Consider the following 23351-nt stretch of genomic DNA (forward strand, 5'->3'; position numbering starts at 1 on the left):
TTGTTTTTTAATTTTTTGGCAAAAAAAAACACTGTTTTTAAAACAGTGTTTTTTTTTATTTTTAAATGAAGAGAGGTTTATTTTACTCTTGTTAAACCTATGTTTTCAGGTGCATGAAGAACCATTGGAAATTTCTCCACTTTTACGGAACTACTATCTAGACCAAATGCTCTTTCTTCTGATAAACTTAGTTTTTTGATAAAGAAATAGGAGTTCATAATTATTTTTTCATGCCAACGTAAATCGCTGTCATTAGAAAGGAACTTTTCAGATAATACAAATTTGAAATCACCTATTATATTATTTTTGTTTAAAGATTCGTATCTGCTGGTAATATCTACTTCACCTTTTTGTACCATATCTTTAATTACTTCTTTAAACATCAAGTTTATTTTTGTAGGTTCTCTAAAACCTAAATTAAAGTCTACACGATACAAATCATCTTTTACAATTTCGGTTACTTTATATTCAGTCTTGTAAGGTTCTGTTAATATATTTACGTGTACAAACCAGTAAATATCAGCCCTTTTAGGTCTTTTTTGTAAAATAGAATACATGACTTTTTCTTCTATTTCATCAATTCTGCCAGCATTGGTCATATAAACTAAATGCGTTGCATATTTAGGTATTGATAAATCAGCACTTAATTCAACGAGTACTTTTTTATAATCTTCAATTTTGACAATTTTAGTATAACTCTTGTTTATTTTTTTAGCCAAATACCAAATTGTCATTATACTTATTAAAGTAATTGCGATGAAAAGTGTTACATAACCACCATCAGCAAATTTAGTAATATTGGCTGCCAGAAAACTAAATTCGATTACTAAATAAATAGTAATCAGCGGTACTATAAAATACAATTTCACTCTTTTCATTATCAAATAAAAATTAAGTAAAATAGTGGTCATTATCATGCATAAAATAATTGCGAGTCCGTATGCATGTTCCATATTGCTAGATTCTTCAAAGTGCAAAACGATTCCGACACAACCAAAAAACAATAACCAATTTATCGATGGAATGTACAATTGCCCTTTTAATTCGGTAGGATATTTTATTTTTACTTTTGGCCAAAAATTCAATCGCATCGCCTCATTTATCAATGTGAATGAACCACTAATCAATGCTTGTGATGCTATTACGGCTGCAAGTGTAGCTATAATAATTCCTATAGGTTGAAACCAGTCTGGCATTATAAGATAAAATGGGTTTCCATTTTTTCCACCCAAACTTTGTAATGTTTCTCCTTCGTGATGTATTAAATAAGCCGCCTGTCCAAAATAATTAAGCACCAAAGCAATTTTTACAAAAATCCAACTGATTCTAATATTTTTTCGGCCACAATGGCCCATGTCTGAGTACAATGCTTCAGCACCAGTTGTACAAAGAAATACAAATCCTAAAACAAAAAAACCTTCTGGATGAATAGTCAATAAATGATACGCGTAATAGGGATTGATGGCTTTTAAAACCTCAGTGTGTTGAGAAATTTGAGTGATTCCAAGAACAGCAAGCATTCCAAACCAAATCAGCATCATAGGTGCAAAAAATTTACCAACTAATTTGGTTCCAAATTGTTGAATGGTAAAAAGCACAAATAGGATGCCTATAACAATTGGGATAGTATTTATTTCGGGATAATAGGTTCTTATTCCCTCAACCGCAGAGGATACTGAGATAGGTGGGGTAATAATTCCGTCAGCAAGCAATGCGCTTCCCCCAATTATTGCGGGTACTATTAGCCATTGGATTTTTGTCTTTTTTACTAAAGCATATAATGCAAAAATACCTCCTTCTCCATGATTGTCAGCACTTAGAGTAATGATGACGTACTTTATGGTAGTCTGTAAAGTAAGTGTCCAAAAAACACATGAGATTCCGCCTAAAACAATATCAGCATTAATAACATGATCCCCAAGTATGGCTTTCATTACGTATAATGGTGAAGTTCCAATATCACCGTAAATTATTCCTAATGAAATTAATAATCCACCTAATGTCCATTTGCTATGGAGGTCTTTGTGTGAAGTGCTCATGAAAAAATTTTTAAAAAACTGGTCAAATTTACACTTTTAAAATAAATTAACGCTTTTTATGCAATAAAAAAAAACACGGCGATATGAGCCGTGTTTTTTAAGTTTTCTATTGAAGTTTTTAAGATCTTCTATTGTCATTTCTTGATGAATTACCTCTTTGAGATTCATTTCTTTGTGGAGCTGATTCTCTTGAAGAATTACCTCTGCTTTGAGATTCTACTCTCTGTGGTGCCGCCTGTCTGGACGAATTTCCTCTGTTTTGTGACTCTGCTCTTTGTGGAGCAGCCTGAGTAGAAGGACTGGTTCTGTTTTGAGAGTAATCCCTTTGAGAATTTCCTCTTTGTGGAGCAGCCTGAGCAGAAGGACTGGTTCTGTTTTGAGAGTAATCTCTTTGAGAATTTCCTCTTTGTGGCGTTGCCTGAGTAGAAGGAGTGGCTCTGTTTTGAGAATAATCCCTTTGAGAATTTCCTCTTTGTGGCGTTGCCTGAGTAGAAGGAGTGGCTCTGTTTTGAGAATAATCCCTTTGAGAATTTCCTCTCTGTGGTGCTACTTCTCTCGAAGGATTGGTTCTGTTTTGAGAATAATCTCTAGACGAACCAGATCTTTGTGGAGTTGCTTCTCTTGATGAACTAGTTCTGTTTTGAGAATAATCTCTTTGAGTTCCTGCTCTTCTGTTTGAATAACCCACTTCGTTTCTTGACCCTCTTCTTTGATCTAATTCATAACGGTTTGTTACATTAGCATTTCTTCTCGAGAAGGAATAATTCGGGTGTTGTCTTTCATAACCATTTGAACGTCTTGAATTGTGAAGAACTATAGCACGCTCACTTCTTCTATAATTAACATAATTGTAATTGTTGTTAATGTTCAAACTAATGTTGATATTATTTCTATATCTGAATATTGGGAATGGATTCCATGCATAATAATAAGAAGGATAATACCCCCAATTCCATGTAGAATAATAAGGACGATAATTAGGAGACCAGAATGAAGCATAAATTAGTGGAGTGGTATAATATACAGGCTCATAAATATAATTTTGACCATACATGTATACATCTCCTACGACTTGAACGTGAATATTATTGTTTCTGTCTTTTTCAACGTCAATTGTAGCTACATCTTGATACACATCAGTATCTATAACAGATTGAATGATAATTACGTGAGTCCGATTTTCGACAGTTTCGATAACTCTTAAATAATCAACTTCATTATCATTATTCAAATCTAAATTTGATATTTGTAGTTCGGGGTCATTCAGGCGTTGTTCAAAATCTTGTAGATTTCTTGAGTCACCAAAAATAGAAGCAACAGCTCTTAAATCAAGATTGTCACTGATTTCATTATTCATTGCATTTACTGATGTTCTATCTTGCGCCTGTATTTGAGTTGCGAAAACAGTAGTCAATAGACTCAATAGTAGTAGTTTCGTTTTCATAATTAATTGAATTAAGTTTATCTTTTTTTTTGATTATCCAATTACTGTGCCAATTAATTTAATGCTTATTTACAATTCTTATTATTAATTGTAAATTAGCCATAAAATGTATAAAAAATGAGAACTTTTTTTTTGATTCTATTGATTTCAAATGTTTTTACATCCTGTAAAACAGCTGATTTTACTGTAAAAAACGATGCTAATACTGAATTTAAGTCCGTTGTAGTTGACACATTATTTCAGGATAAAATAAGTATCAGAGCTATTTTAATTGATGCAAATAAAATTTGGTTTGCTGCTGATAAAGGAAGATTTGGTTTTTTTAATTTAGATAATAATCAAAAATTTGAAAGCAAAATTATCAAAGATTCTCTAAAGCTTGAGTTTAGAAGTAATGCCAAAACAAAAAAGCATATTTTTATTCTAAATGTTGGAAATCCAGCTTTGTTATATCGAATTTCAAAAGACGGAAAAGAAACAAAATTAGTGTATCAGGAAAATCATGAGAAAGTGTTTTATGATAGTATGCAATTTTGGAATGATAAGGAAGGAATAGCGATGGGAGACCCAATTGCTGATTGTCTGAACATTATAATCACTCGTGATGGCGGAAATTCATGGAATAAAGTCCCGTCTAATAAATTGCCAAAAGTGATGGATGGAGAAGCAGCTTTTGCGGCAAGCAACACTAATATTATCATCAAAGGGAATAATACGTGGATTGTTTCCGGCGGCAAAAAATCGAGAGTTTTTTATTCTCCAGATAAGGGAAATACATGGACAGTGTATGAAACTCCAATAGTGCAAGGAAAATCAATGACCGGAATTTTTACCGCAGATTTTTATGATGCTCAAACTGGATTTATAGCCGGAGGAGATTATGAAGTGCGAGATCAAAATTTTTCTAATAAAGCAATCACAACTGATGGCGGAAAAACATGGAAGCTAATAGCAGAAAATCAAGCTTTTGGATATGCTTCTTGTGTGCAATATGTTCCTGAAAGCAATGGTAAAGGACTGGTAACGGTTGGTTTTTCAGGAATATACTATTCCTCAGATAGTGGTAATTCGTGGAAGCAATTATCTACTGATTCCACTCTTAATACCATCAGGTTTATAGATAAGCATACGGCAATTGCTGCTGGGCAAAATAAAATGATTCGCATCAGTTTTAAATAATTAAAAATACCCTAAGTCTAAATATAATCAGAGCTTAGGGTATTTTTTTTGAACTAATAAAAATAAAAAATATTATTTTTTTTGACCTTTGTTACGATATTGTTGCAGCAATTTTCTATTGAAATCTTCTTCTGCTTTTTTAAGTTTAACTATTTTCACTGCAGGTAAAATTGTTCTCACATTTTGCATGAATTTTTTTCGCAATAAAAATAACTCTTCTTCAGTATCTTCAATTTGGGACAAAAAGGTATTTGCTTCTTTTTCAGTTATTTTATCCAGTGAGCCATCACTCATTCTTCTCATGTAGGTTTTCATTTTTTGATGTCTCAGTTCAAACTGTTTGTCATCAAATGTATTGTAAATGGGCCAGAATCTTTCGGCTTCATTAGTTGTTAAGTCTAATTCAGTCGTGAAAAAAGCTACTTTTAAAGCTTTTATTTGCTCTCTTTTCTCTTTCATACTTTCGCCTTGAGCGTAAAAGTTGAATGAAACAAGGAGTAATAGTATTGGTAATAATTTTTTTATGTTCATTTTTTATTTGTTTAATTATGCTTTAAATAAAAGCTTTACGGTCTAATTTATTCTAAAATAAGATTTTCTAAGTTTGAATTTGTTGATAAATGATCTTCTATCGCTTCATCTTCTAAAACAATACCTGTTTTTATATTATTAATATCTTCGGTTTCTAATACACTTATCAAGTCATACTGATTTACATTAGACTGATAGGTGATGTAGTTTTCTAAAGCCACAGCGTCTAATTCTTTCGTGTTTGTCGAAGAAGGACTTAAAATTGGAATCATCAGAGCAAGTATTAAAACTGCTGCTGCCATCATAATTAAAGTTTTTCTTTTTTGAAAAATAGAAATTACTTTTGGCTCGTTTTTAGGTAATTGCTCCATCATTTTGATTGAAAAATTTTCAAAATAATGGTCTGGAGTTTTAAATCCAGTTTCAATTTTAGGTTCGTTCTCTAATTTAAATGTTTTCATAATGTACTTTAGACAGTGTTACAGCTAAAAGGTTTAATTTGTCGAAACAAAAGCTTCAATTTTTTTTACAGCAAGATGATAGGATGCTTTTAATCCGCCAACGGTGGTTCCCAGAATTTCTGAAATTTCTTCGTATTTCAGTTCTTGAAAATATTTCATTTTAAAAACCAATTGTTGCTTTTCGGGCAATAATGCAATTGCTTTTTGTAATTTTATTTGAATTTCATTTCCGTCAAAAAATACGTCGGCTTCCAGATTATCAATAGTTTTGTTCTGTAAAGTTTCTGATGAAATGCCACTCGTTTTTGATTTTTGTTTCAAAAACGTCAAGGCTTCATTCGTAGCGATGCGATACATCCATGAAAAAAGTTTACTTTCGCCTTTGAAATTTTTTAGATTTTGAAATATTTTTATAAAAGTATTTTGCAGCACATCATCAGCATCATCGTGATTCAAAACGATATTACGAATGTGATTGTATAACGGTCTTTGATAATCCTGTAATAACTGCTGAAACGCTTGATTTTGCGTTTTAGGGTCTAACAAGTGATTTATAAATTCCTGTTCTTCTTGCAAAGCGATTATTTAAAAGTTAGAATAGAATTTATTAAAAAGGTTTAATCAGCTACAAAAAAATATTAAAATTCAGATTGTTCTTCTTCCTTATTTATTACTGGTGCAGGCGTTTTTACTGCTTCAGCTTTCTTAATAACAGCTGGAGTGAAAGCCTTTGAAGGAATTACTGGAATTGCTTTAGGTTTTATTGGATAATAAATTTCCGTAACCCATTTTGAAGGGTTTTTAATTTCTGTTTTGCTGATGGTGAAATTCTCTACATGAGAAAATGTAGGATCGATAGCAATTCGATTCGTGTTAATGTATGTTTTGGCTTTATCCAAAGCTTTTTTTGTATGCGAATAATCCCCAGTTAAAGTAGTTTTAATGGCGTCGAATGGTTCTAGTTTTCCCGTTAAAATATCACTTCCTGAACTCGTTAAGATTTGATTTTTTATTGGTACACAAAAAGATAATTTGGTCAATCCGCTTACAGTATCATAAGTGTGATAAATTATAAATGGCTTTCCGTTTAATTCGATATTATTTTGTTCGCAAAAAGTAATCATTTTTGGGAATACGATTTGACCGTTTTTAATGACTTTTGAAATTTCACTTGTAAAGGTTTGTCTTAAATAAAAAGTGCCAAGTTTTTTTACTAATCCATTTACTTTTACCGCATAAGTATTTATTTCAAAATCAAGAGTTTTGTCTAAGTTAGCTAAACTTTTTTCATATGATTTTCCTATAATTTTATTCATTCCTCCATTAAAAGCCGTATAAACTTTCATGGTGAAACTCATTTTTCCGGTTGTTTTCCAAGTTACTTTTGTTCCGCCTATAGTATCCTTAAAACTCCAAAAAACAGATGAGGAAGTTCCATCATAATTCATTTTTTGAGAAATACTGTCATTTTCTTTCACAAAAACGGTCAACATATCTCCAGTTCCCTCTTTTCCTTCCCATGAAAAGGAAGCTCCCGGGCCAATTGTTTTTTTAGGGTATGTAATTTGCATTTCAGGATCTTCAACAATCCATGAACTAAAATCTTCCCAGTTTCTATAATCATTAACAAAATTAAATACGGTAGATTTTGGAGAATTTATGATTTGACTTCTTTCTACGGTAAAATCTCCTTTTTGAGTTGCCACAAAAATGGATAGAGCCACAAAACTTAGCAATAGTAAAAGAAATAAGTATTTTAAAATCCTCATAATATACAGGTTTGTTAATTTTTGTAAAGTTAAAGATTTTATTTACAAGTCATCGAAAGCGTTAAATAAATATAGATCATTTTCTATATAAAGAATGTTTATCTATTTGTGTTTGATTTGCGTTTAAAGGAATCTTTATGTTATTCGATCATTTGTATCTGATTCTTTTTCGAATAAAAAAAGGAAGATGCTGAGTGATTTAGATTGCTAAGTATTTGTTTTTTAATTAAATAAAAGAGTTTATTGCGAATTTTTATTGCTGATTATGAAAAATATGTAAATAAAAAAGTCCGCATTTAGCGGACATTATTTGTTTGGTTTAAAAAAACTAACGTTTGAAAAATACTTTTATAAAAAATAAAATTCCAATAAAAATTCCAAATCCTATCAGAATCTTGTAATTTCCTTTATAAAACTCTTTATGTATTTTTATATCTTTTCGATAGGCATAAATTGCTGCGATGATAAATGCAACTAAAAACAAGCCTGCAAACACTAATTGACCTTGACTAAACATAGTTTAAATTATTTCCGGCAAATTTAGGTAATAGTTTAGAAATAGTTGCTAATTTGCCTTTTCATTTAACAAAATAAAAAGATGCAAAAACAGATAAACTCAGTTAAAGAATTTCATACGGCTTTTAAAATAGGTCACAGTGAAATTCCTACAGCTAATTTAGGGGAAAGTAAACACACGCTTCGGTACAACTTAATGAAAGAGGAAAACGAAGAATATCTTGAAGCAGTTCAAAATAATGATTTGGTAGAAATTGCAGATGCATTGGGTGATATGATGTATATTCTATGCGGAACCATTATCGAACACGGTTTGCAGCATAAAATAGAAGCAGTTTTTGACGAAATCCAACGCAGTAATATGAGTAAGTTAGGGGAAGATGGTAAACCTATTTACCGTGAAGATGGGAAAGTCATGAAAGGACCTAATTATTTCAAACCTGATTTTTCTAAAATAATAGAAGAATAGAGCATAGCGCTTAAAGTTTTATTAATACATAAATTGTGATATAAAAAAAGCGATTTTCACCGTGAAAATCGCTTTTTTAAAATTATGAAATCTTAGGATTATACTTTAACAGTCCATCCAAAAGTATCTTCTTCTAATTTGTTTTGGATATTTTCCAATTTAGTTTTTAGTTGTAAAGCCATTGTGAATTCAATTTTTGGCAATTCATAATAAACATCCTGATAAGAAAATCCAGAAATTGGACTTACTACAGCAGCCGTTCCTGCACCAAAAATTTCTTTTAAAGTTCCATTTTTAGCAGCCTCAACAAGCTCAGATACTAAAACGGAACGAATTTCTACATTTATACCTATACTTTTTGCTAAATCAATAAGTGTTTTTCTAGTCACACCATCAAGAATTCTTTCGCTTACAGGAGCAGTTAATAATGTGTCATTTATTCTAAAAAACACATTCATAGTACCTGCTTCTTCCAGTTTGGTATGCGTAGCATCATCAGTCCAAATTACCTGCTGAAAACCTTCTTTATTTGCTAAATTAGTTGGGTAAAATTGAGCAGCATAATTCCCGGCAGCTTTTGCAGCTCCTATTCCTCCATTTGCAGCTCTACTGAAATGTTCTGCAATAAGTACTTTTACATCACCAGAATAATAAGAACTCACAGGCGATAAAATAATCATGAATTTATAGTCATCCGAAGGGTTAGCAATTACTCCAGTACCAGTTGCAATCATAAATGGTCTGATGTACATGGCATTTCCTTTTCCTTTTTTAATCCAAGCTTCGTCTAATTGCAACAATTGATTCAAACCGCTCATAAATATCTCTTCAGGAACTTCCGGCATAGCCATTCTTACTGCAGATGTATTAAAACGCTTGTAGTTTTCATCAGGTCTAAAAAGCCAAACGTCATCATTCTCGTCTTTGTAGGCTTTCATACCTTCAAAAATCGCTTGACCATAATGAAAAACTCTTGTAGATGGGTCTAACAAAAATGGTGCATAAGGTTTAATGACCGGTTTTTGCCATTCCCCATTTTTATAATCACATTCAAATAGATGATCTGTAAAAACAGAACCAAAGCTTAAGTTTGAAAAATCAACCTCGTTTATTTTTGTAGAGGAAGCTTTTATTGTTTCAATTTTGTTAGTTTGAGTAGTACTCATAGTAATGTATTGTTTTTTGATTTTTTTTTAATGACAAACTAGAGCTTAAAAAACTAGATTTCTATAAGTTGAAGTTTAATCTTTGCAAAATTAAATAAAAATCAACAAAAGACTTGTCAAAAAACTATTAATTATAGCATTTAACTAAGATTTGTTTACATTTTAAAAAAAACAAAAAAATCATGCCTATTTCTACTGATTATACAATAAATATAGATTTTTCAGAGGCAAACGTATTAGATTTTGATTAATTTTGGACAAACATTGTAGCTTTTAATTCAATATAACCTCAAAATCCAATTTTGAAAAGAGAAATAATCCAAACACTTGATGGTTCAACTACCATTCACCTAGCAGAATGGGACGAATGTTATCATTCTAAACATGGCGCTATCCAGGAAGCACAGCATGTATTTATTAAAAACGGCCTTTCATTATTTCAAAACAGAAATCTTTCTATTTTGGAAATAGGATTTGGTACAGGTTTAAATGCATTTATTACTTTGCTGGAGTCAAAAAAAATGAAGCAATCGGTTGATTATGTAGGAGTAGAAGCTTATCCAATTTCAGTAGACGAAGTTTTGCTGATGAATTATGTCACAGAATTAAATGCAAGTCAAGAAAGCGCAACTTTTGATAAAATGCATGAAAGCAATTGGGGAGAAAAAATTGATTTGAGAGAGGATTTTTCACTGACCAAAAGGAAACAATTTTTTGAAGAAATTGATGATATTAATCAATTTGATTTGATTTATTTTGATGCTTTTGGGTACAGAGTGCAACCTGAATTATGGAGTACCGCTATTTTTGAGAAGATGTATAAGGCGCTTAAAGCGAATGGTGTACTGGTTACTTATGCCGCCAGAGGAGTTGTGAAAAGGAGTATGATTGAAGTGGGCTTTACTGTCGAAAAACTTGCCGGACCACCCGGAAAAAGAGAAATGTTTCGTGCTAGAAAAAGTTGATGTTTGTTGTTTAAGTTGTTTGTTTTCAGGGATTTATTTTTCATTAGCCAAAACCTATGAATTAAAAATTAAAAAATTAAAACTAAGTTAAATAGTTATGTTTTAATAAAAAAAAATGTATTTTTACAAGACTTTAGAATCCAAATCTAACTAAAATCAACGTTTACTATGTCAAAAATCATGTATGATTATACAAAATCAATTTTAGAAAGAGTGAGTTTTGATCCATTGCTTTTTTGCAAGGAATTAGAAAAAGCCATCAAAACTTTATTACCATACGAAATGGATCAATTGCGAGAATGGTTATTAAATTTTACAATTGGAAAACCAGAATTAAAACAATGTTTATTAATCGTAAATTCATAAAAAAAGGAACCGCAAAACGGTTCCTTTTTTTATTTTTTAGGAAGTGAACTTATAATTTGAACATTTTGAAATACGATTGCACCTTTTACAACTCCTGCAATTGTATTTCGAAGCGCATCAATTATCTGTATTTTTAATTCGCTCTTAGGGAAGATTAGACTGACCTCTCTGGCAGGTTTAGGTTCCTTAAAATGGCGTAATTTTAATTTGTCAGTTTCTTTTAAATCCAAGGTGTGTAAATAAGGAAGCAATGTTGTCCCTAAACCTTCATCAGCTAATTTTATAAGGGTTTCAAAACTTCCGCTTTCAATTTGAAAACGACTCGTTTCATTTTTACTTACATTTTTGCATAAATTTAAAATTCCGTCTCGAAAACAGTGTCCGTCTTGTAATAGTAAGATTTCATCTAAGTTTAAGTCTGAAACTTCTATTTCTTCTTTTTGAAAATGATGGTGACTTTCTGGGATGTACGCTACAAAAGGTTCGTAATACAAGACAATTTCTTTTATTTTTTCCTCCATCAAAGGAGTGGCAGCAATGGCAGCATCGAGGTGACCATTGTTTAGTTTTATTATAATTTCTTCTGTATTTAACTCTTCGATTATGAGTTTTACTTTTGGGTATTTTTTTATAAAATTATTCAAGAACATTGGCAATAGAGTAGGCATAATGGTTGGAATTATTCCCAATCTGAATTCACCGCCAATAAATCCTTTTTGTTGTTCTACTATATCCTGAATCCTATCGGCTTCATTGACGATATTTTTTGCCTGATTGACTATTTTTTGACCAATGTCAGTAAGCTGAATGGGTTTTTTGGTTCTGTCGAAAATCTGGATACTTAATTCTTCTTCTATTTTTTGAATTTGCATGCTCAATGTAGGTTGAGTTACAAAACATTTTTCGGCAGCTAGAGTGAAATTTTTGTGTTCGGCTACAGCAAGAACATATTTTAATTGAGTAATTGTCATCTTTTATAGTAATATCTGATGCAAATATAAAAACAATCAATTTAACTTATAGTGTGAAATGGTGTTTTCTTATCTAAATTTGTAGAAAATAAAAATTATGAAAACAAATATTTTAGGATTACCGGTAAAAGAATCAGAATTGATAGTACGTGAATTGAATGTTTTGTTATCTAATTTTCAAGTTTATTATCAAAATTTAAGAGGAATTCATTGGAATATCAGAGGGAAACGTTTTTTTGATTTGCACGTAAAATTTGAAGAATTATATACGGATGCCCAAATTAAAATTGATTTAATAGCCGAAAGGGTTCTTACTGTTGGTGGGACACCACTTCATACTTTTGAAGATTACATAAATAATAATCAGTTAGTTGTAGGTAAAAATATTTCAAATGATGAAAAAGCAGTACATTTAATTGTTACTTCATTGTCACATTTGTTAAAAATAGAAAGAGAGATTCTTAACAAAGCTGGTGAAATTAATGATGAAGGGACAAATTCGATGATGAGTGATTTTATTTCAGAACAAGAAAAGACTATCTGGATGATGCAAGCTTGGTTAGAAGAAAGTTTGTAGTTTCATAAGAATTAAAAAAAGTGTAATGAAATGAATTAAGGTCTTCCTGCTTTTATTTAATGTTAATTTTTTTTTAAATTTAGAAAAACGATTGCTTATTTAATAAACTTAATTCTATTTTTGCGCAAATGAAAATGATATCTAAAATATTTTTAATACTATTTATCACTTTTCTCATCACACCAACTATTGTTACTGTGATTGAGAAAAGTGCAGATATTTCTATTTTCTATAGTGTTTCCGAAGAAGAACATGCGCATAAAGAAATTAAAACCTTTTTTTATTTAGAATCTCCTGCTGAAGTTATCACTTCATCAAGATTATCCTCTAGCGCTATTCTATCTGAGAACTTATCAAAACACGATAATATCACCTCCTCGATATTCATTCCTCCTCCCAACGAAGTTTAATACAATTTTCGATTTTAATTTTTTAAAATCAATTTTCACATATGGCATGTGGACAAATTTTTTGTATTCAATTTTTAGTTCGGTATTATGACAAAAAAAATCAATCTTTTTGCTAACCTTAAATCTGATTTTGCGTCTGGTTTAGTGGTTTTCTTGGTGGCGCTACCATTGTGTTTAGGTATTGCAATGGCTTCAGGTGCTCCTTTATTTTCAGGGATTATTTCAGGGATTATAGGAGGAATAGTTGTAGGTTATTTAAGTACCTCTAACATAAGTGTGTCTGGACCTGCCGCTGGTCTTACTGCAATTGTTCTTACTGCAATAACAGATTTAGGTGCTTTTGATATTTTTTTAACTGCAGTTTTTATAGCAGGTCTGGTACAATTGATATTAGGATTTGTCAAAGCAGGAAGTATTTCTAATTATTTTCCAACAAATGTTATTGAAGGAATGTTAGCAGGGATTGGAATTATTATTATTCTGAAACAATTACCGCACGCTTTTGGTTACGACAATGATTTTGAAGGCGATCAAGCGTTTTCACAAATGGATGGCAGTAATACATTTTCAACGCTGTTTGGTATTTTTGATTATATCCAAATAGGCTCCATTGTTATTACATTGGTTTCTATGGCGATTTTGATCTCTTGGGATAAAGTTCCTTTTTTGAAAAAATTAAAATTAGTTCCCGGAGCCTTAATAGCTGTTGCTCTTGGTGTTATTTTGAATGAAATTTTCATTGGTACCGGAAGTGCTTTGGCTATTGGAAAAGAACATTTGGTTTCTTTGCCGGTTCCATCATCTTTCGAAGAATTTAAATCAATTATTGTAACGCCTAACCTTTCAGGGGTTACGAATCCTAAAGTTTGGGTAGTAGCATTTACAATTGCTATTGTTGCTTCCATCGAAACACTTTTAAGTATTGAAGCGGCTGATAGAATGGATGTTCAAAAACGCTATACTGACACTAATAAGGAATTGAAAGCGCAAGGAATTGGTAATATGGTGAGTTCTCTTTTAGGAGGTTTGCCATTAACATCTGTGATTGTACGTTCTTCTGCAAATAGTAATTCAGGAGCCAAATCTAAAATGTCTACCATTATCCACGGATTATTGTTGTTGATTAGTGTACTTGCCATTCCAGTGATTCTGAATAAAATTCCGTTGGCTACTTTAGCAGCTATCTTAATCTTAGTTGGATATAAACTGGCTAAACCAGCTACATTCAAACATTTTTGGGAGAAAGGAAAGTATCAATTTGTACCTTTTATTGCTACCTTATTGGCGGTAGTATTTTTGGATTTATTGAAAGGAGTCGCTCTTGGAATTATGATTAGTATTATTTTTGTTTTAAAAGGGAATCTTAAAAGAGCTTATTACTTTAGAAAAGAAGAATATGCAGATGGCGATGTAATTCATATTGATTTGGCTCAGGAAGTTTCTTTCTTGAATAAAGCTGCAATCAAACAAACATTAAATCATATTCCGGAAAATTCTAAGGTCATAATTGACGCAAAAGATACCGTTTATATTGCGCATGATATTTTGGATTTAATCCATGAATTTAAAACGACCAGGGCAGTAGATAATAATATAAAAGTGAAGCTGAAAGGATTTAAAAAAGCGTATCAGTTAGAAAACACCGAAGGCTCTCAAAATCATGTGACTATTGAGCACTATTATGATGCTGCGAGAAGGGTTATGGTTAAAAAGGAAATAACAGATGAAGAATTCATCAAAGAATAAAACTAAAATTAATTAGGGATTTAATTTAAAAAAAAGAGTTCCTTTACATTGTATTGACTAGTTACTAAACGTTTGTATTAATAAAATAATTACACAAAGATTATGAGCGATTTTTATAAAAAAATATTAGAGAATAATAAAAAATGGGTTGAAACTTCTTTAGCGAGTGACCCAAATTATTTCCAAGATCTTGCCAAAGGTCAAACACCGCCATTATTATGGATAGGTTGTTCAGATAGTAGGGTTCCTGCAAATGAAATTGTAGGAGCAAAACCCGGAGAAGTTTTTGTACACAGAAACATTGCCAATATGGTTGTGCATAGTGATATGAATATGTTGAGCGTATTGGATTATGCCGTGAATGTATTGAAAGTAAAACACGTACTGGTATGTGGCCATTATGGTTGCGGAGGTGTCAAGGCAGCAATGGGTAACGATTCTATTGGTATTATTGATAACTGGATTCGACACATAAAAGATGTATATCGTTTGCACAGTAGCTATTTAGATTCTATCGAAGATGAAACGGAGCGTTTTAATACTTTTGTAGAATTAAATGTAAAAGAACAGGTTTTTGATTTAGCTAAAACATCAATTGTACAGTCTGCTTGGAGAAACGGTCAAGATTTAACTTTACATGGATGGGCTTACGGACTTAATTCCGGTTTTGTAACGGATTTAGATGTTAACATCAGTTCCGAAAAAGATTTGGACGAAGTGTACCAATTGAAATTTTAATGCAAGAATTCAAATAAAAAATCCGCTTAATAGCGGATTTTTTTTATTCGTTATCCAGATTTTCATTAAAAGCTGAGGGCAATAGAGTAGGGATAAATTTTATTAAAATAGGTAACAATAAACTGCCGCCGGGAAGTAAAAATATAGTCAACGAAGGAATGGTTTTACAAATTTCCAATAATTGTTTTTTGACTTTTTTCTTTTCTTTTTCGTCCAAATCTCTTCGAGTAGAGTAGGCTAATAACACCATTAACTCTTTGCTTTGTACAATTTCCTTTATCAATCTGTTTTTATTACGGCTTATTAGCGTAACAACACTTTGAGTCGTTTGATCGTAAAAATGTTTTACAGGGTTTGAATAATTGAAATACGGTATTTCTTTTTTATGTTTCGTTATAAATGCATCAGTACTGTCTATGCTTTTATTTACAAAATCATCTGAAACCGATACTATTTCAGCTAATGAATGTAAAAAATAGGCTTCATTGTTTTCTATTTTGCCATCACTCCATAAAGCCATTCCGGCGATATCTATCAAATAATATTGTTCTAATTCATTTGTAAAATAATCCAATTGAATTGTTTCAAGGCTTTGCACAGAAATTCTCGAAAATTTGCTGTAGCGTATGGAGGCTTCAAAAAGTTTTATCAATAAATCATCATATTGTGATTTTTTAGATTTAATTTTTAAAGCTAATGTTACAATATTTACAATTGTCTCTTCAATTTTCTTTAAGTATTTTTCTGGAATTTCACCATGTATCAAGTATTGGCGAAAAGCCAAAACATCTATAAAAAGTAACGCATTAGTTACCAAATGGGAGAAATTTTTACTGATGATACTATCGTTCGTTTGAACACGCTCATCAATTATTTTTTCCAGTGTTAAGGAAAGCGAATTTTTAGGCAGTATTTTTTTAAACAAACTGAAACCCTCAGGATTCATTTGATTGTAAAAAGTAACCGTTTGTTTAATGAAATTTTCGGCACTGATTTCGTCACTCGTCAAACAAAAAACATTGTATAAAGTGTTTAATAGTGCAACTTTAGAGATTTCTTCTTTAAACCAGCCTTTGGTTTCGATGGGATTTACAGTGTCAAATGTGATTATGTGGCCATAAATAAATCCGGTTTCTCTAACTTTTTGATAAAATGTATCAGTAGTTTTAGAAACCGTTTTCTCTGAAATTTTTTGTTCAATAAAAAATTTATCTATCCAACCTGATGCCGAAGGGTTAATCATTGCTTTAATTTGAAGGTACAAAGCTATACTTTTTTGCGATAGTTTTACCTGGTGTTTTTCAGTTTAACACAGATACTACAATTAATTAGTATTGTTTTTTTAGTTTTAAACAAGATAAATTTAATTGTTATAATTTTTGATAAAAAACGTCAGCAATCAGACACTATTTCAATAGCAATGATTGAGAATTGGTAGTAATAAAATGGGATTTATACAAAATATATCGAATAATAAGAAGCCCTGATTTGCAATTAAAACAGGGCTTTCGTAGGTATTTAAGAATTGAATAAAGCTTCAGCAGCTTCCCAATTGACTACATTCCAAAAAGAAGCAATATAATCGGCTCTGCGGTTTTGATTTTTCAAATAATAAGCATGTTCCCAAACGTCTAAAGCTAGAACAGGCTTTCCTTTTAATCCTTTACCACGCAAGCTCATTAATGGATTGTCTTGATTTGCCGTTGAACCGATAACTAATTTGCCGTCTTGAACCACTAACCAAGCCCAACCGGAACCAAATCGTTTCATCGAAGCGTCACCAAATTGTTTTTTGAATTCATCAAATGAACCAAAAGTACTCGTTATAGCATCTCCTAATTTCCCTTTTGGAGTGCCACCGCCATTTGGTTTCAGTAAACTCCAGAATAAGCTGTGATTGTAATGTCCACCACCATTATTGCGAATTGCTTCCGGAAATTTAGACATTTTTCCGAAGATGCTTTCCAATGATTTAGAATGTTCTACTAAGTTTTTATCCAAAGTTTCTATTGCTTTATTCAAATTAGTCACATAAGCTTGATGGTGTTTGCTGTAATGAATTTCCATTGTAATTTTATCAATATGAGGCTCTAAAGCATCATAAGCGTATGGTAATTTTGGAAGGCTATAGTTTCCTTGAAAATCCATAGTGTCTAATTCCAGGATATGATTTTCTAATTTCAAAGGGTTTTCAGAAGCAAATGCTGAATTAAATATGCTAGAGCCAATAATTGTCCCTGTTGAAAGTATTGCTGTTTGTTTTAAAAAATTTCTTCGTGTATTATTATTTTCCATAGGTTGAAAATTTATCCTAAAAAGGTTATTAAAGTAGGACATAAATTTAAACATTAAAAGATAGGGATGGGTTAATAAAGACTTAAAATTTGGTTAGTTTTTTGTTTGCTATATATTCTAAGAACTTTAAAGTGTATAGGAATTATATAAATTTCATTTCAAATTTGTATAAAATATCTTTGTAATTTTGAAAAGATTCGCAAATAGAATAGCCTTAAAAAGGGATTCTGTTTTTTGTAAATAAATGAAAATCAGAATATCTAATTTTTTCGTTTGAATGAATATAAAAAATATAAAAATGAAACATAAAGAAATAGCCGTGACGAGTTGGAGTTTACTGAAGCGAACCTATCAGGAATTTGATGATGACAATGCCATAAAATTAAGTGCCTCATTGTCTTATTATACGATTTTTTCATTGCCTCCATTGTTAATTATTATTTTGTCAATTTTTAGCTTTTTCTTTGGAAGAGAAGCAGTTACCGGAAGGTTTTTTGGACAAATTAATGGGATGGTTGGGAATGAAGCTGCAATTCAAATTCAAGAGACAATTAAGAACATAGAACTTTCTGACAGTAATACATTTGCAGCTATTTTTGGAGGAACTATGTTGCTAATAGGTGCTTCTGGTGTGTTTGCTGAAATACAAAGCTCCATCAACTTTATCTGGGGTTTAAAGGCAAAACCCAATAAAGGAATCATGAAATTCATTAAAAATAGACTGATGTCATTTTCTATGATTGCTTCGGTTGGTTTTTTACTGATGGTGAGTTTAATGGTCAATACAGTGATGGATGTTATAAACACGCGATTACTTGTTTATTTTCCTGATACGACGGTTTATATATTTTATATTTTCAATATAATAATACTGTTTGCAACTACAACCATGTTATTTGCTATCATTTTCAAGACTTTGCCTGATGGAAATATTGATTGGAAAGATGCTTTAATAGGTTCCAGTTTTACTTCTTTTTTCTTTATGTTTGGTAAGTTTGCCATTGGATTTTATTTAGGAAGTTCAACTGTTGCGACTGTTTACGGTGCTGCGGGATCAATCATAATTATTTTAATTTGGGTGTATTATTCGGCAATAATCTTATATTTTGGAGCTGAATTCACTAAAGTATATGCTAATGCGCATGGAAATAAAATTATTCCAAATGGGTATGCTGTCGCAATTAAGGTAGAAGTTGTAGAGGTGAAAAAGAGTTAAATTTTGATTTCTGGCTTTAAGGTTTGATGGCTTTAAAAGATAGTTTTTGTAAGACTCTTTTTTTGTGTTTTTTTTTTTTGAAAAACGACACATTGGCAATGTTTTTGAACTATAGAAAAAAATATAAAAATCAAAAATGGATCACATGAGAAAAATAATTCTGTCGCTTACGGTTATATGTTTAGCATTTATTTCTTGCAATTCGGTTAAAACAATCACAGGTAAAAAAGCTTCACTTGAAGGAACTTGGGAATTGAATTATGTTACAGGACCAAGAATAGCTTTTAATGGATTGTATCCAAATAAAAAACCAACTATTATCTTTGACTTGAAAGAAAACCGTTTTTCTGGAAATACCAGTTGCAATAATTACACGGGAAAATTAACTGTTAATGGAAATACAATCAGTTTTAAAGAACCGATGGCGGTAACCAGAATGATGTGTCTTGACGGTCAAGGTGAAAGTGTGTACTTGTCAACTTTAGAAAAAATTGATTCTTACTCCATTTCAGAAGATGGAAAGACTTTAAATTTTATCATGGGTGACATCGCAATGATGCGTTTTGAGAAAAAATAAATCTGGATTTTTAGTGTAATCTATTTTTCTGAATCTTTCAATATGTATTTATATTGCTTTTGAATTAACAAATAGTCATACCAAAACATTAAAAAAGTATACTATGAAAACGAAAACATCAATTTTGATACTTTTTCTATCATTACTTCTAACAGTAAGTTTTGCTCAGGAAAAAAGTAAGAAAGAATTAAGAGAGGAACGCAAAATAGAGAAGCAAAAACAAACGGCAGCTTTGATTGATTCTAAAGAGTTTGTTTTTATTGGAAGAACAGCTTTGCCTCAAGGATTTAGAACTATGGATTTGACTACAAATTCAAATTATGTACAATTTTATCCAAATATAATCAAGAGTGAAATGCCTTTTTTTGGGAGAGCATTTGGTGGAATTGGCTATGGTAGTGATGTAGGATTACATTTTGAAGGAACTCCTAGAGAATTTACTATTAAAAAAGGTAAAAAATTCTATCAGATAAAAGCAGTTGTTAAGGGCGAAAAGGATACCTATACGTTGTTACTTTCTGTTTTCTTTGAGGGAAGTGCTACACTTTCTATTAGTTCCAATAATCGAAGTACCATTTCTTATAATGGTGATATATTTAAAATTGAAAAGAAAGAGCTGAAGTGATTTAGTTACAGAATTAATAAAAAAACCCGTCTTGTTTTCAGTAACAAGGCGGGTTTTTTAAACAAATAAATTACTAAAAACTATCTTCTAATTAAAAACAATATGCATTTTCAGCCACTAATTTAGAAGTGATTATTTCTCTTAATCCTACTATATTTGGCATGTTCGTGTATTTTGTAAAACGACGTAATCCCATCAACATCATACGTTGTTCATCGCCTTCAGCAAAAGAGATTACACTTTCTTTTCCTTTTTGAGTTACAATATCTACAGCTTTGTATAAGTATAATTTTGCCATTGCAATTTGCTCTTGCACTTTGGCTTCTCCTTCTTTTTTGGCTAATTTTTCCGTTCTAAGAATAGTACTTTCTGCCATATAGATTTCGATTAAAATATCTGAAGCTGCCATCAATAATTGTTGGTGTGAATCTAAATCTGGGCCATATTTTTGAACAGCCCCGCCGGCAACCATTAAGAATGCTTTTTTCAATTTACCAATCATTTCTTTTTCTTCTGCAAATAATTCAGAATAATCAGGAGTGTCAAAAGATGGAATTCCCATTAATTCTTCTTGTACTTTTGAGGCAGGTCCTAGTAAATCAACATGACCTTTCATCGCTTTTTTAATCAACATCCCTACAGAAAGCATTCTGTTGATTTCATTTGTACCTTCGTAAATACGGGCAATTCTGGCATCTCTCCAAGCACTTTCCATCGGAGTGTCTTCAGAGAATCCCATTCCACCAAAGATTTGTATACCTTCATCAGCACAGTTTTGAATATCTTCAGAAACAGCTACTTTTAGTATAGAACATTCAATAGCATATTCTTCAACACCTTTTAGTTCTGCTTCTTGATGTGAAGATCCTTCTGCTTCACGAGCCGTAATTCGATCTTCAATATCTTTTGCAGCGCGGTAAGAAGCACTTTCTCCAGCATAACAGCTCGTTGCCATTTCTGCTAATTTTGCACGAATAGCACCAAACTGAGAAATTGCAGTGTTAAACTGGATTCTTTCGTTAGCATATTGAACTGAACCTGAAATTACTCTTCTTTGCGCATCTAGACAAGCTGCTGCTAATTTGATACGACCTACGTTCAAAGCATTCATCGCTATTTTGAAACCGTTTCCTCTTTCAGAAAGCATGTTTTCAACAGGAACTTTCGTTTCACTGAAGAAAACCTGACGCGTAGAAGAAGCACGAATCCCTAATTTATGCTCTTCTTCACCCATAGAAATTCCGTTATCAGCGGTGTTTTCTAGGATAAAACCAGTGATATTTTTATCATCACCAATACGGGCAAAAACGATGAATACAGAGCAAAATCCAGCATTCGAAATCCACATTTTTTGTCCTGTGATTTTGTAATGTGTTCCGTCTTCAGATAAAACTGCTTTTGTTTTCCCAGAATTAGCATCAGATCCTGCGCCTGGTTCTGTCAAACAATAGGCTCCAAACCATTCGCCAGAAGCTAATTTAGGAACGTATTTTTGTTTTTGTTCTTCGGTTCCGTATAATGTAATTGGCATAGTTCCAATTCCGGTGTGTGCTCCAAAAGCTGTAGAAAATGACCCAGTAGCTCCCGAAATATAATCACAAACCAACATTGTAGAAACAAATCCCATTCCTAATCCGCCGTAAGCTTCAGGTACAGCAACTCCTAAAAGTCCTAAGTCCCCCGCTTTTTTCATGGTTTCTTGTGTATATGCATAATCCTTTTTCTCAAAACGATCTTTATGTGCCCATAATTCTTTGTCCACAAACTCTTTTACAGAGTCACGCATCATTAATTGCTCTTCCGAAAAATCTTCTGGAGTGAAGATATCTTCGCACTTTGTTTCTTTAACCAAAAACTGACCGCCACGGGTTACGTTTTTTTCAATTGTATCTGCCATTTTTTTTATTTTTTTAATATGTTTTTTTTATAATCTAAATCCTCCATATTGTCATTCCGACGAAGGAGGAATCTCAATAGATAATTCTGCAATACTGGTGAAGATTCCTCCTTCGTCGGAATGACAAACGGATGGGAATCTATGACTACAAAAGTTCGTAAATCCCTGCTGAACCTTGTCCAGTTCCCACACACATACTCACAATTCCGTATTTGCTTCCTCTGCGTTTCATTTCGTCGAATAATTGAACAGACAATTTTGCTCCGGTACAACCTAGTGGGTGACCTAATGCAATCGCTCCACCATTGACATTAATGATATCTGGATTTAGGTTTAGTTCTCTCGTTACAGCTAGTGCTTGTGATGCAAAAGCTTCGTTTAACTCAATTAAATCAATATCATTCAATGTTAAACCAGCTTGTTTCAAGGCTTTTGGAATTGCTTTTACTGGTCCAATTCCCATGATTCTTGGTTCAACTCCTGCCGAAGCGAAGTTTACCAAACGGGCGATAGGAGTAAGGTTCAATTCTTTTACCATTTCTTCGCTCATGATTAAAACAAATGCTGCTCCATCACTCATTTGAGAAGAGTTTCCTGCAGTTACACTTCCGTTCGCTTCAAAAACGGGTCTTAAACCTGCCAAAGCTTCTACTGAAGTTCCTGCTCTAGGACCTTCATCTTTATTGACGATATACGATTTAGTTTCTTTTTTACCATTTTCATTGATAAACGTTTGTTCTACAGTAATCGGAACAATTTGTTTGTCAAATTTACCTTCGGCTTGCGCTTTCAGGGCTTTCATATGGGAGTTATAAGCAAACTCATCTTGGTCGGCACGAGATACATTGAATTGTTGGGCGACTGCTTCCGCAGTTAGTCCCATTCCCCAATAATAATCTTCGTTACCCGCTTTTGCAACAGCATAATCCGGAGTTGGTTTGTAACCTCCCATTGGAATAAAACTCATGCTTTCGGCTCCACCTGCAATGATACAATCCGCCATTCCAGATTGGATTTTGGCTGTTGCCATACCAATTGTTTCTAATCCTGACGCGCAATAACGGTTTACGGTTACACCCGGAACATCTTCGATTTTCAATCCCATCAAAGAGATTAATCGTCCCACGTTTAATCCTTGTTCCGCTTCCGGCATGGCATTTCCTACCATCACGTCATCAATGCGTTTTTTGTCGAAATCAGGCAACTCATTCATCATAAACTGAATCGTTTCTGCTGCCAATTCATCAGGACGTTTAAATCTAAACACACCTTTTGGGGCTTTACCCACGGCTGTTCTGTATGCTTTAACTATATAGGCTGTTTTCATGACTATTATTTTGAATTTTGAATTATAAATTTTAAATGAAGCTCATTCATAATTTATAATTCATAAT

General features: G+C 32.1%; 23 protein-coding genes. 11 read left to right on the top strand and 12 right to left on the bottom strand.

Features of this window, described 5'->3' with window-relative positions:
- Positions 1 to 77: 77 nt before the first annotated feature.
- Together QLS97_RS07175 and QLS97_RS07180 are read right to left on the bottom strand one after the other, a co-directional pair.
- Positions 78 to 2039, bottom strand: a complete 1962-nt coding sequence (locus QLS97_RS07175; protein ID WP_282715381.1) for a KUP/HAK/KT family potassium transporter — start codon at positions 2037 to 2039, stop codon at positions 78 to 80.
- Positions 2040 to 2157: 118 nt separating this feature from the next.
- Positions 2158 to 3483: a hypothetical protein gene (locus QLS97_RS07180; RefSeq protein ID WP_282715382.1), complete on the bottom strand. Its 1326-nt coding sequence runs from the start codon at positions 3481 to 3483 to the stop codon at positions 2158 to 2160.
- A gap of 117 nt (positions 3484 to 3600) precedes the next feature.
- On the opposite strand from QLS97_RS07180, the gene QLS97_RS07185 reads away from it, so the two are divergent.
- Complete coding sequence (locus QLS97_RS07185; protein ID WP_282715384.1) at positions 3601 to 4662, top strand: WD40/YVTN/BNR-like repeat-containing protein; 1062 nt, start codon at positions 3601 to 3603, stop codon at positions 4660 to 4662.
- Between the two features lie 72 nt (positions 4663 to 4734).
- On the opposite strand, the gene QLS97_RS07190 is transcribed toward QLS97_RS07185, so the two are convergent.
- From QLS97_RS07190 to QLS97_RS07205, 4 genes are all read right to left on the bottom strand, one after another.
- Positions 4735 to 5193 (bottom strand): sensor of ECF-type sigma factor, encoded by a 459-nt coding sequence (locus tag QLS97_RS07190; protein ID WP_282715386.1) that lies wholly within the window; start codon positions 5191 to 5193, stop codon positions 4735 to 4737.
- A gap of 47 nt (positions 5194 to 5240) precedes the next feature.
- Entirely contained in the window at positions 5241 to 5654 is a 414-nt protein-coding gene (locus QLS97_RS07195; RefSeq protein WP_282715388.1) for a hypothetical protein, read from the bottom strand.
- Positions 5655 to 5687: 33 nt separating this feature from the next.
- Positions 5688 to 6230: an RNA polymerase sigma factor gene (locus QLS97_RS07200; RefSeq protein WP_282715390.1), complete on the bottom strand. Its 543-nt coding sequence runs from the start codon at positions 6228 to 6230 to the stop codon at positions 5688 to 5690.
- 62 nt (positions 6231 to 6292) lie between these two features.
- On the bottom strand, positions 6293 to 7423 hold the full coding sequence (locus tag QLS97_RS07205) for an SRPBCC family protein (protein ID WP_282715392.1): 1131 nt from the start codon (positions 7421 to 7423) through the stop codon (positions 6293 to 6295).
- Positions 7424 to 8021: 598 nt separating this feature from the next.
- On the opposite strand from QLS97_RS07205, the gene QLS97_RS07215 reads away from it, so the two are divergent.
- Positions 8022 to 8408 (top strand): pyrophosphohydrolase domain-containing protein, encoded by a 387-nt coding sequence (locus QLS97_RS07215; protein ID WP_282715395.1) that lies wholly within the window; start codon positions 8022 to 8024, stop codon positions 8406 to 8408.
- A 98-nt stretch (positions 8409 to 8506) separates the two neighbouring features.
- Here the strand turns inward: QLS97_RS07215 and QLS97_RS07220 are convergent, their stop codons facing one another.
- On the bottom strand, positions 8507 to 9574 hold the full coding sequence (locus QLS97_RS07220; protein WP_282715397.1) for a branched-chain amino acid aminotransferase: 1068 nt from the start codon (positions 9572 to 9574) through the stop codon (positions 8507 to 8509).
- A gap of 302 nt (positions 9575 to 9876) precedes the next feature.
- Here QLS97_RS07220 and mnmC2 point away from each other — a divergent pair, with 302 nt between their 5' ends.
- Entirely contained in the window at positions 9877 to 10539 is a 663-nt protein-coding gene (gene mnmC2 / locus QLS97_RS07225; protein WP_282715399.1) for a tRNA (5-methylaminomethyl-2-thiouridine)(34)-methyltransferase MnmC2, read from the top strand.
- Positions 10540 to 10707: 168 nt separating this feature from the next.
- A complete protein-coding gene (locus tag QLS97_RS07230) occupies positions 10708 to 10905 on the top strand; it encodes a hypothetical protein (protein ID WP_282715401.1) in 198 nt (65 codons plus the stop codon).
- A 29-nt stretch (positions 10906 to 10934) separates the two neighbouring features.
- On the opposite strand, the gene QLS97_RS07235 is transcribed toward QLS97_RS07230, so the two are convergent.
- Positions 10935 to 11876, bottom strand: coding sequence for a LysR substrate-binding domain-containing protein (locus QLS97_RS07235; RefSeq protein ID WP_282715403.1), 942 nt, complete (start codon positions 11874 to 11876; stop codon positions 10935 to 10937).
- Between the two features lie 97 nt (positions 11877 to 11973).
- Here QLS97_RS07235 and QLS97_RS07240 point away from each other — a divergent pair, with 97 nt between their 5' ends.
- The 4 genes from QLS97_RS07240 (at position 11974) to can (ending at position 15347) form a co-directional block, all read left to right on the top strand.
- Positions 11974 to 12453: a Dps family protein gene (locus tag QLS97_RS07240; RefSeq protein WP_282715404.1), complete on the top strand. Its 480-nt coding sequence runs from the start codon at positions 11974 to 11976 to the stop codon at positions 12451 to 12453.
- Positions 12454 to 12581: 128 nt separating this feature from the next.
- A complete protein-coding gene (locus QLS97_RS07245) occupies positions 12582 to 12863 on the top strand; it encodes a hypothetical protein (protein WP_282715406.1) in 282 nt (93 codons plus the stop codon).
- A gap of 87 nt (positions 12864 to 12950) precedes the next feature.
- Entirely contained in the window at positions 12951 to 14609 is a 1659-nt protein-coding gene (locus QLS97_RS07250) for a SulP family inorganic anion transporter (protein WP_282715408.1), read from the top strand.
- A gap of 102 nt (positions 14610 to 14711) precedes the next feature.
- Positions 14712 to 15347, top strand: coding sequence for a carbonate dehydratase (gene can / locus QLS97_RS07255; RefSeq protein ID WP_282715409.1), 636 nt, complete (start codon positions 14712 to 14714; stop codon positions 15345 to 15347).
- Between the two features lie 43 nt (positions 15348 to 15390).
- Here the strand turns inward: can and QLS97_RS07260 are convergent, their stop codons facing one another.
- Together QLS97_RS07260 and QLS97_RS07265 are read right to left on the bottom strand one after the other, a co-directional pair.
- Positions 15391 to 16590, bottom strand: coding sequence for an LETM1-related biofilm-associated protein (locus QLS97_RS07260; RefSeq protein WP_282715411.1), 1200 nt, complete (start codon positions 16588 to 16590; stop codon positions 15391 to 15393).
- Between the two features lie 275 nt (positions 16591 to 16865).
- Entirely contained in the window at positions 16866 to 17642 is a 777-nt protein-coding gene (locus QLS97_RS07265) for a superoxide dismutase (protein WP_428831777.1), read from the bottom strand.
- Positions 17643 to 17940: 298 nt separating this feature from the next.
- On the opposite strand from QLS97_RS07265, the gene QLS97_RS07270 reads away from it, so the two are divergent.
- The 3 genes from QLS97_RS07270 (at position 17941) to QLS97_RS07280 (ending at position 20060) form a co-directional block, all read left to right on the top strand.
- Positions 17941 to 18858, top strand: coding sequence for a YihY/virulence factor BrkB family protein (locus QLS97_RS07270; protein WP_282715413.1), 918 nt, complete (start codon positions 17941 to 17943; stop codon positions 18856 to 18858).
- 145 nt (positions 18859 to 19003) lie between these two features.
- The gene (locus QLS97_RS07275) at positions 19004 to 19435 is read left to right on the top strand and encodes an META domain-containing protein (RefSeq protein WP_282715414.1); all 432 of its coding nucleotides are present in this window, start codon (positions 19004 to 19006) and stop codon (positions 19433 to 19435) included.
- 103 nt (positions 19436 to 19538) lie between these two features.
- Positions 19539 to 20060, top strand: a complete 522-nt coding sequence (locus tag QLS97_RS07280) for a DUF4251 domain-containing protein (protein ID WP_282715416.1) — start codon at positions 19539 to 19541, stop codon at positions 20058 to 20060.
- 91 nt (positions 20061 to 20151) lie between these two features.
- Here the strand turns inward: QLS97_RS07280 and QLS97_RS07285 are convergent, their stop codons facing one another.
- Both QLS97_RS07285 and QLS97_RS07290 read right to left on the bottom strand, forming a co-directional pair.
- Positions 20152 to 21957, bottom strand: a complete 1806-nt coding sequence (locus tag QLS97_RS07285) for an acyl-CoA dehydrogenase family protein (RefSeq protein ID WP_282715418.1) — start codon at positions 21955 to 21957, stop codon at positions 20152 to 20154.
- A 145-nt stretch (positions 21958 to 22102) separates the two neighbouring features.
- Positions 22103 to 23284 carry an acetyl-CoA C-acyltransferase gene (locus QLS97_RS07290; protein WP_035671235.1) on the bottom strand — a complete coding sequence of 394 codons (1182 nt, stop codon included), beginning with the start codon at positions 23282 to 23284 and terminating at the stop codon, positions 22103 to 22105.
- Positions 23285 to 23351 lie beyond the last annotated feature (67 nt).

It is taken from the genome of Flavobacterium yafengii (assembly GCF_030010375.1).
Classification (GTDB): Bacteria; Bacteroidota; Bacteroidia; order Flavobacteriales; family Flavobacteriaceae; genus Flavobacterium; species Flavobacterium yafengii.

What these genes read in the sequence shown, in the direction of transcription:
- QLS97_RS07175 (WP_282715381.1), bottom strand. Translation starts at nt 2,039, where the DNA reads ATGAGCACTTCACACAAAGACCTCCATAGCAAATGGACATTAGGTGGA.
- QLS97_RS07180 (WP_282715382.1), bottom strand. Translation starts at nt 3,483, where the DNA reads ATGAAAACGAAACTACTACTATTGAGTCTATTGACTACTGTTTTCGCA.
- QLS97_RS07185 (WP_282715384.1), top strand. Translation starts at nt 3,601, where the DNA reads ATGAGAACTTTTTTTTTGATTCTATTGATTTCAAATGTTTTTACATCC.
- QLS97_RS07190 (WP_282715386.1), bottom strand. Translation starts at nt 5,193, where the DNA reads ATGAACATAAAAAAATTATTACCAATACTATTACTCCTTGTTTCATTC.
- QLS97_RS07195 (WP_282715388.1), bottom strand. Translation starts at nt 5,654, where the DNA reads ATGAAAACATTTAAATTAGAGAACGAACCTAAAATTGAAACTGGATTT.
- QLS97_RS07205 (WP_282715392.1), bottom strand. Translation starts at nt 7,423, where the DNA reads ATGAGGATTTTAAAATACTTATTTCTTTTACTATTGCTAAGTTTTGTG.
- QLS97_RS07215 (WP_282715395.1), top strand. Translation starts at nt 8,022, where the DNA reads ATGCAAAAACAGATAAACTCAGTTAAAGAATTTCATACGGCTTTTAAA.
- QLS97_RS07220 (WP_282715397.1), bottom strand. Translation starts at nt 9,574, where the DNA reads ATGAGTACTACTCAAACTAACAAAATTGAAACAATAAAAGCTTCCTCT.
- QLS97_RS07230 (WP_282715401.1), top strand. Translation starts at nt 10,708, where the DNA reads ATGTCAAAAATCATGTATGATTATACAAAATCAATTTTAGAAAGAGTG.
- QLS97_RS07235 (WP_282715403.1), bottom strand. Translation starts at nt 11,876, where the DNA reads ATGACAATTACTCAATTAAAATATGTTCTTGCTGTAGCCGAACACAAA.
- QLS97_RS07240 (WP_282715404.1), top strand. Translation starts at nt 11,974, where the DNA reads ATGAAAACAAATATTTTAGGATTACCGGTAAAAGAATCAGAATTGATA.
- QLS97_RS07245 (WP_282715406.1), top strand. Translation starts at nt 12,582, where the DNA reads ATGAAAATGATATCTAAAATATTTTTAATACTATTTATCACTTTTCTC.
- QLS97_RS07250 (WP_282715408.1), top strand. Translation starts at nt 12,951, where the DNA reads ATGACAAAAAAAATCAATCTTTTTGCTAACCTTAAATCTGATTTTGCG.
- can (WP_282715409.1), top strand. Translation starts at nt 14,712, where the DNA reads ATGAGCGATTTTTATAAAAAAATATTAGAGAATAATAAAAAATGGGTT.
- QLS97_RS07260 (WP_282715411.1), bottom strand. Translation starts at nt 16,590, where the DNA reads ATGATTAACCCTTCGGCATCAGGTTGGATAGATAAATTTTTTATTGAA.
- QLS97_RS07265 (WP_428831777.1), bottom strand. Translation starts at nt 17,642, where the DNA reads ATGGAAAATAATAATACACGAAGAAATTTTTTAAAACAAACAGCAATA.
- QLS97_RS07270 (WP_282715413.1), top strand. Translation starts at nt 17,941, where the DNA reads ATGAAACATAAAGAAATAGCCGTGACGAGTTGGAGTTTACTGAAGCGA.
- QLS97_RS07275 (WP_282715414.1), top strand. Translation starts at nt 19,004, where the DNA reads ATGAGAAAAATAATTCTGTCGCTTACGGTTATATGTTTAGCATTTATT.
- QLS97_RS07280 (WP_282715416.1), top strand. Translation starts at nt 19,539, where the DNA reads ATGAAAACGAAAACATCAATTTTGATACTTTTTCTATCATTACTTCTA.
- QLS97_RS07285 (WP_282715418.1), bottom strand. Translation starts at nt 21,957, where the DNA reads ATGGCAGATACAATTGAAAAAAACGTAACCCGTGGCGGTCAGTTTTTG.
- QLS97_RS07290 (WP_035671235.1), bottom strand. Translation starts at nt 23,284, where the DNA reads ATGAAAACAGCCTATATAGTTAAAGCATACAGAACAGCCGTGGGTAAA.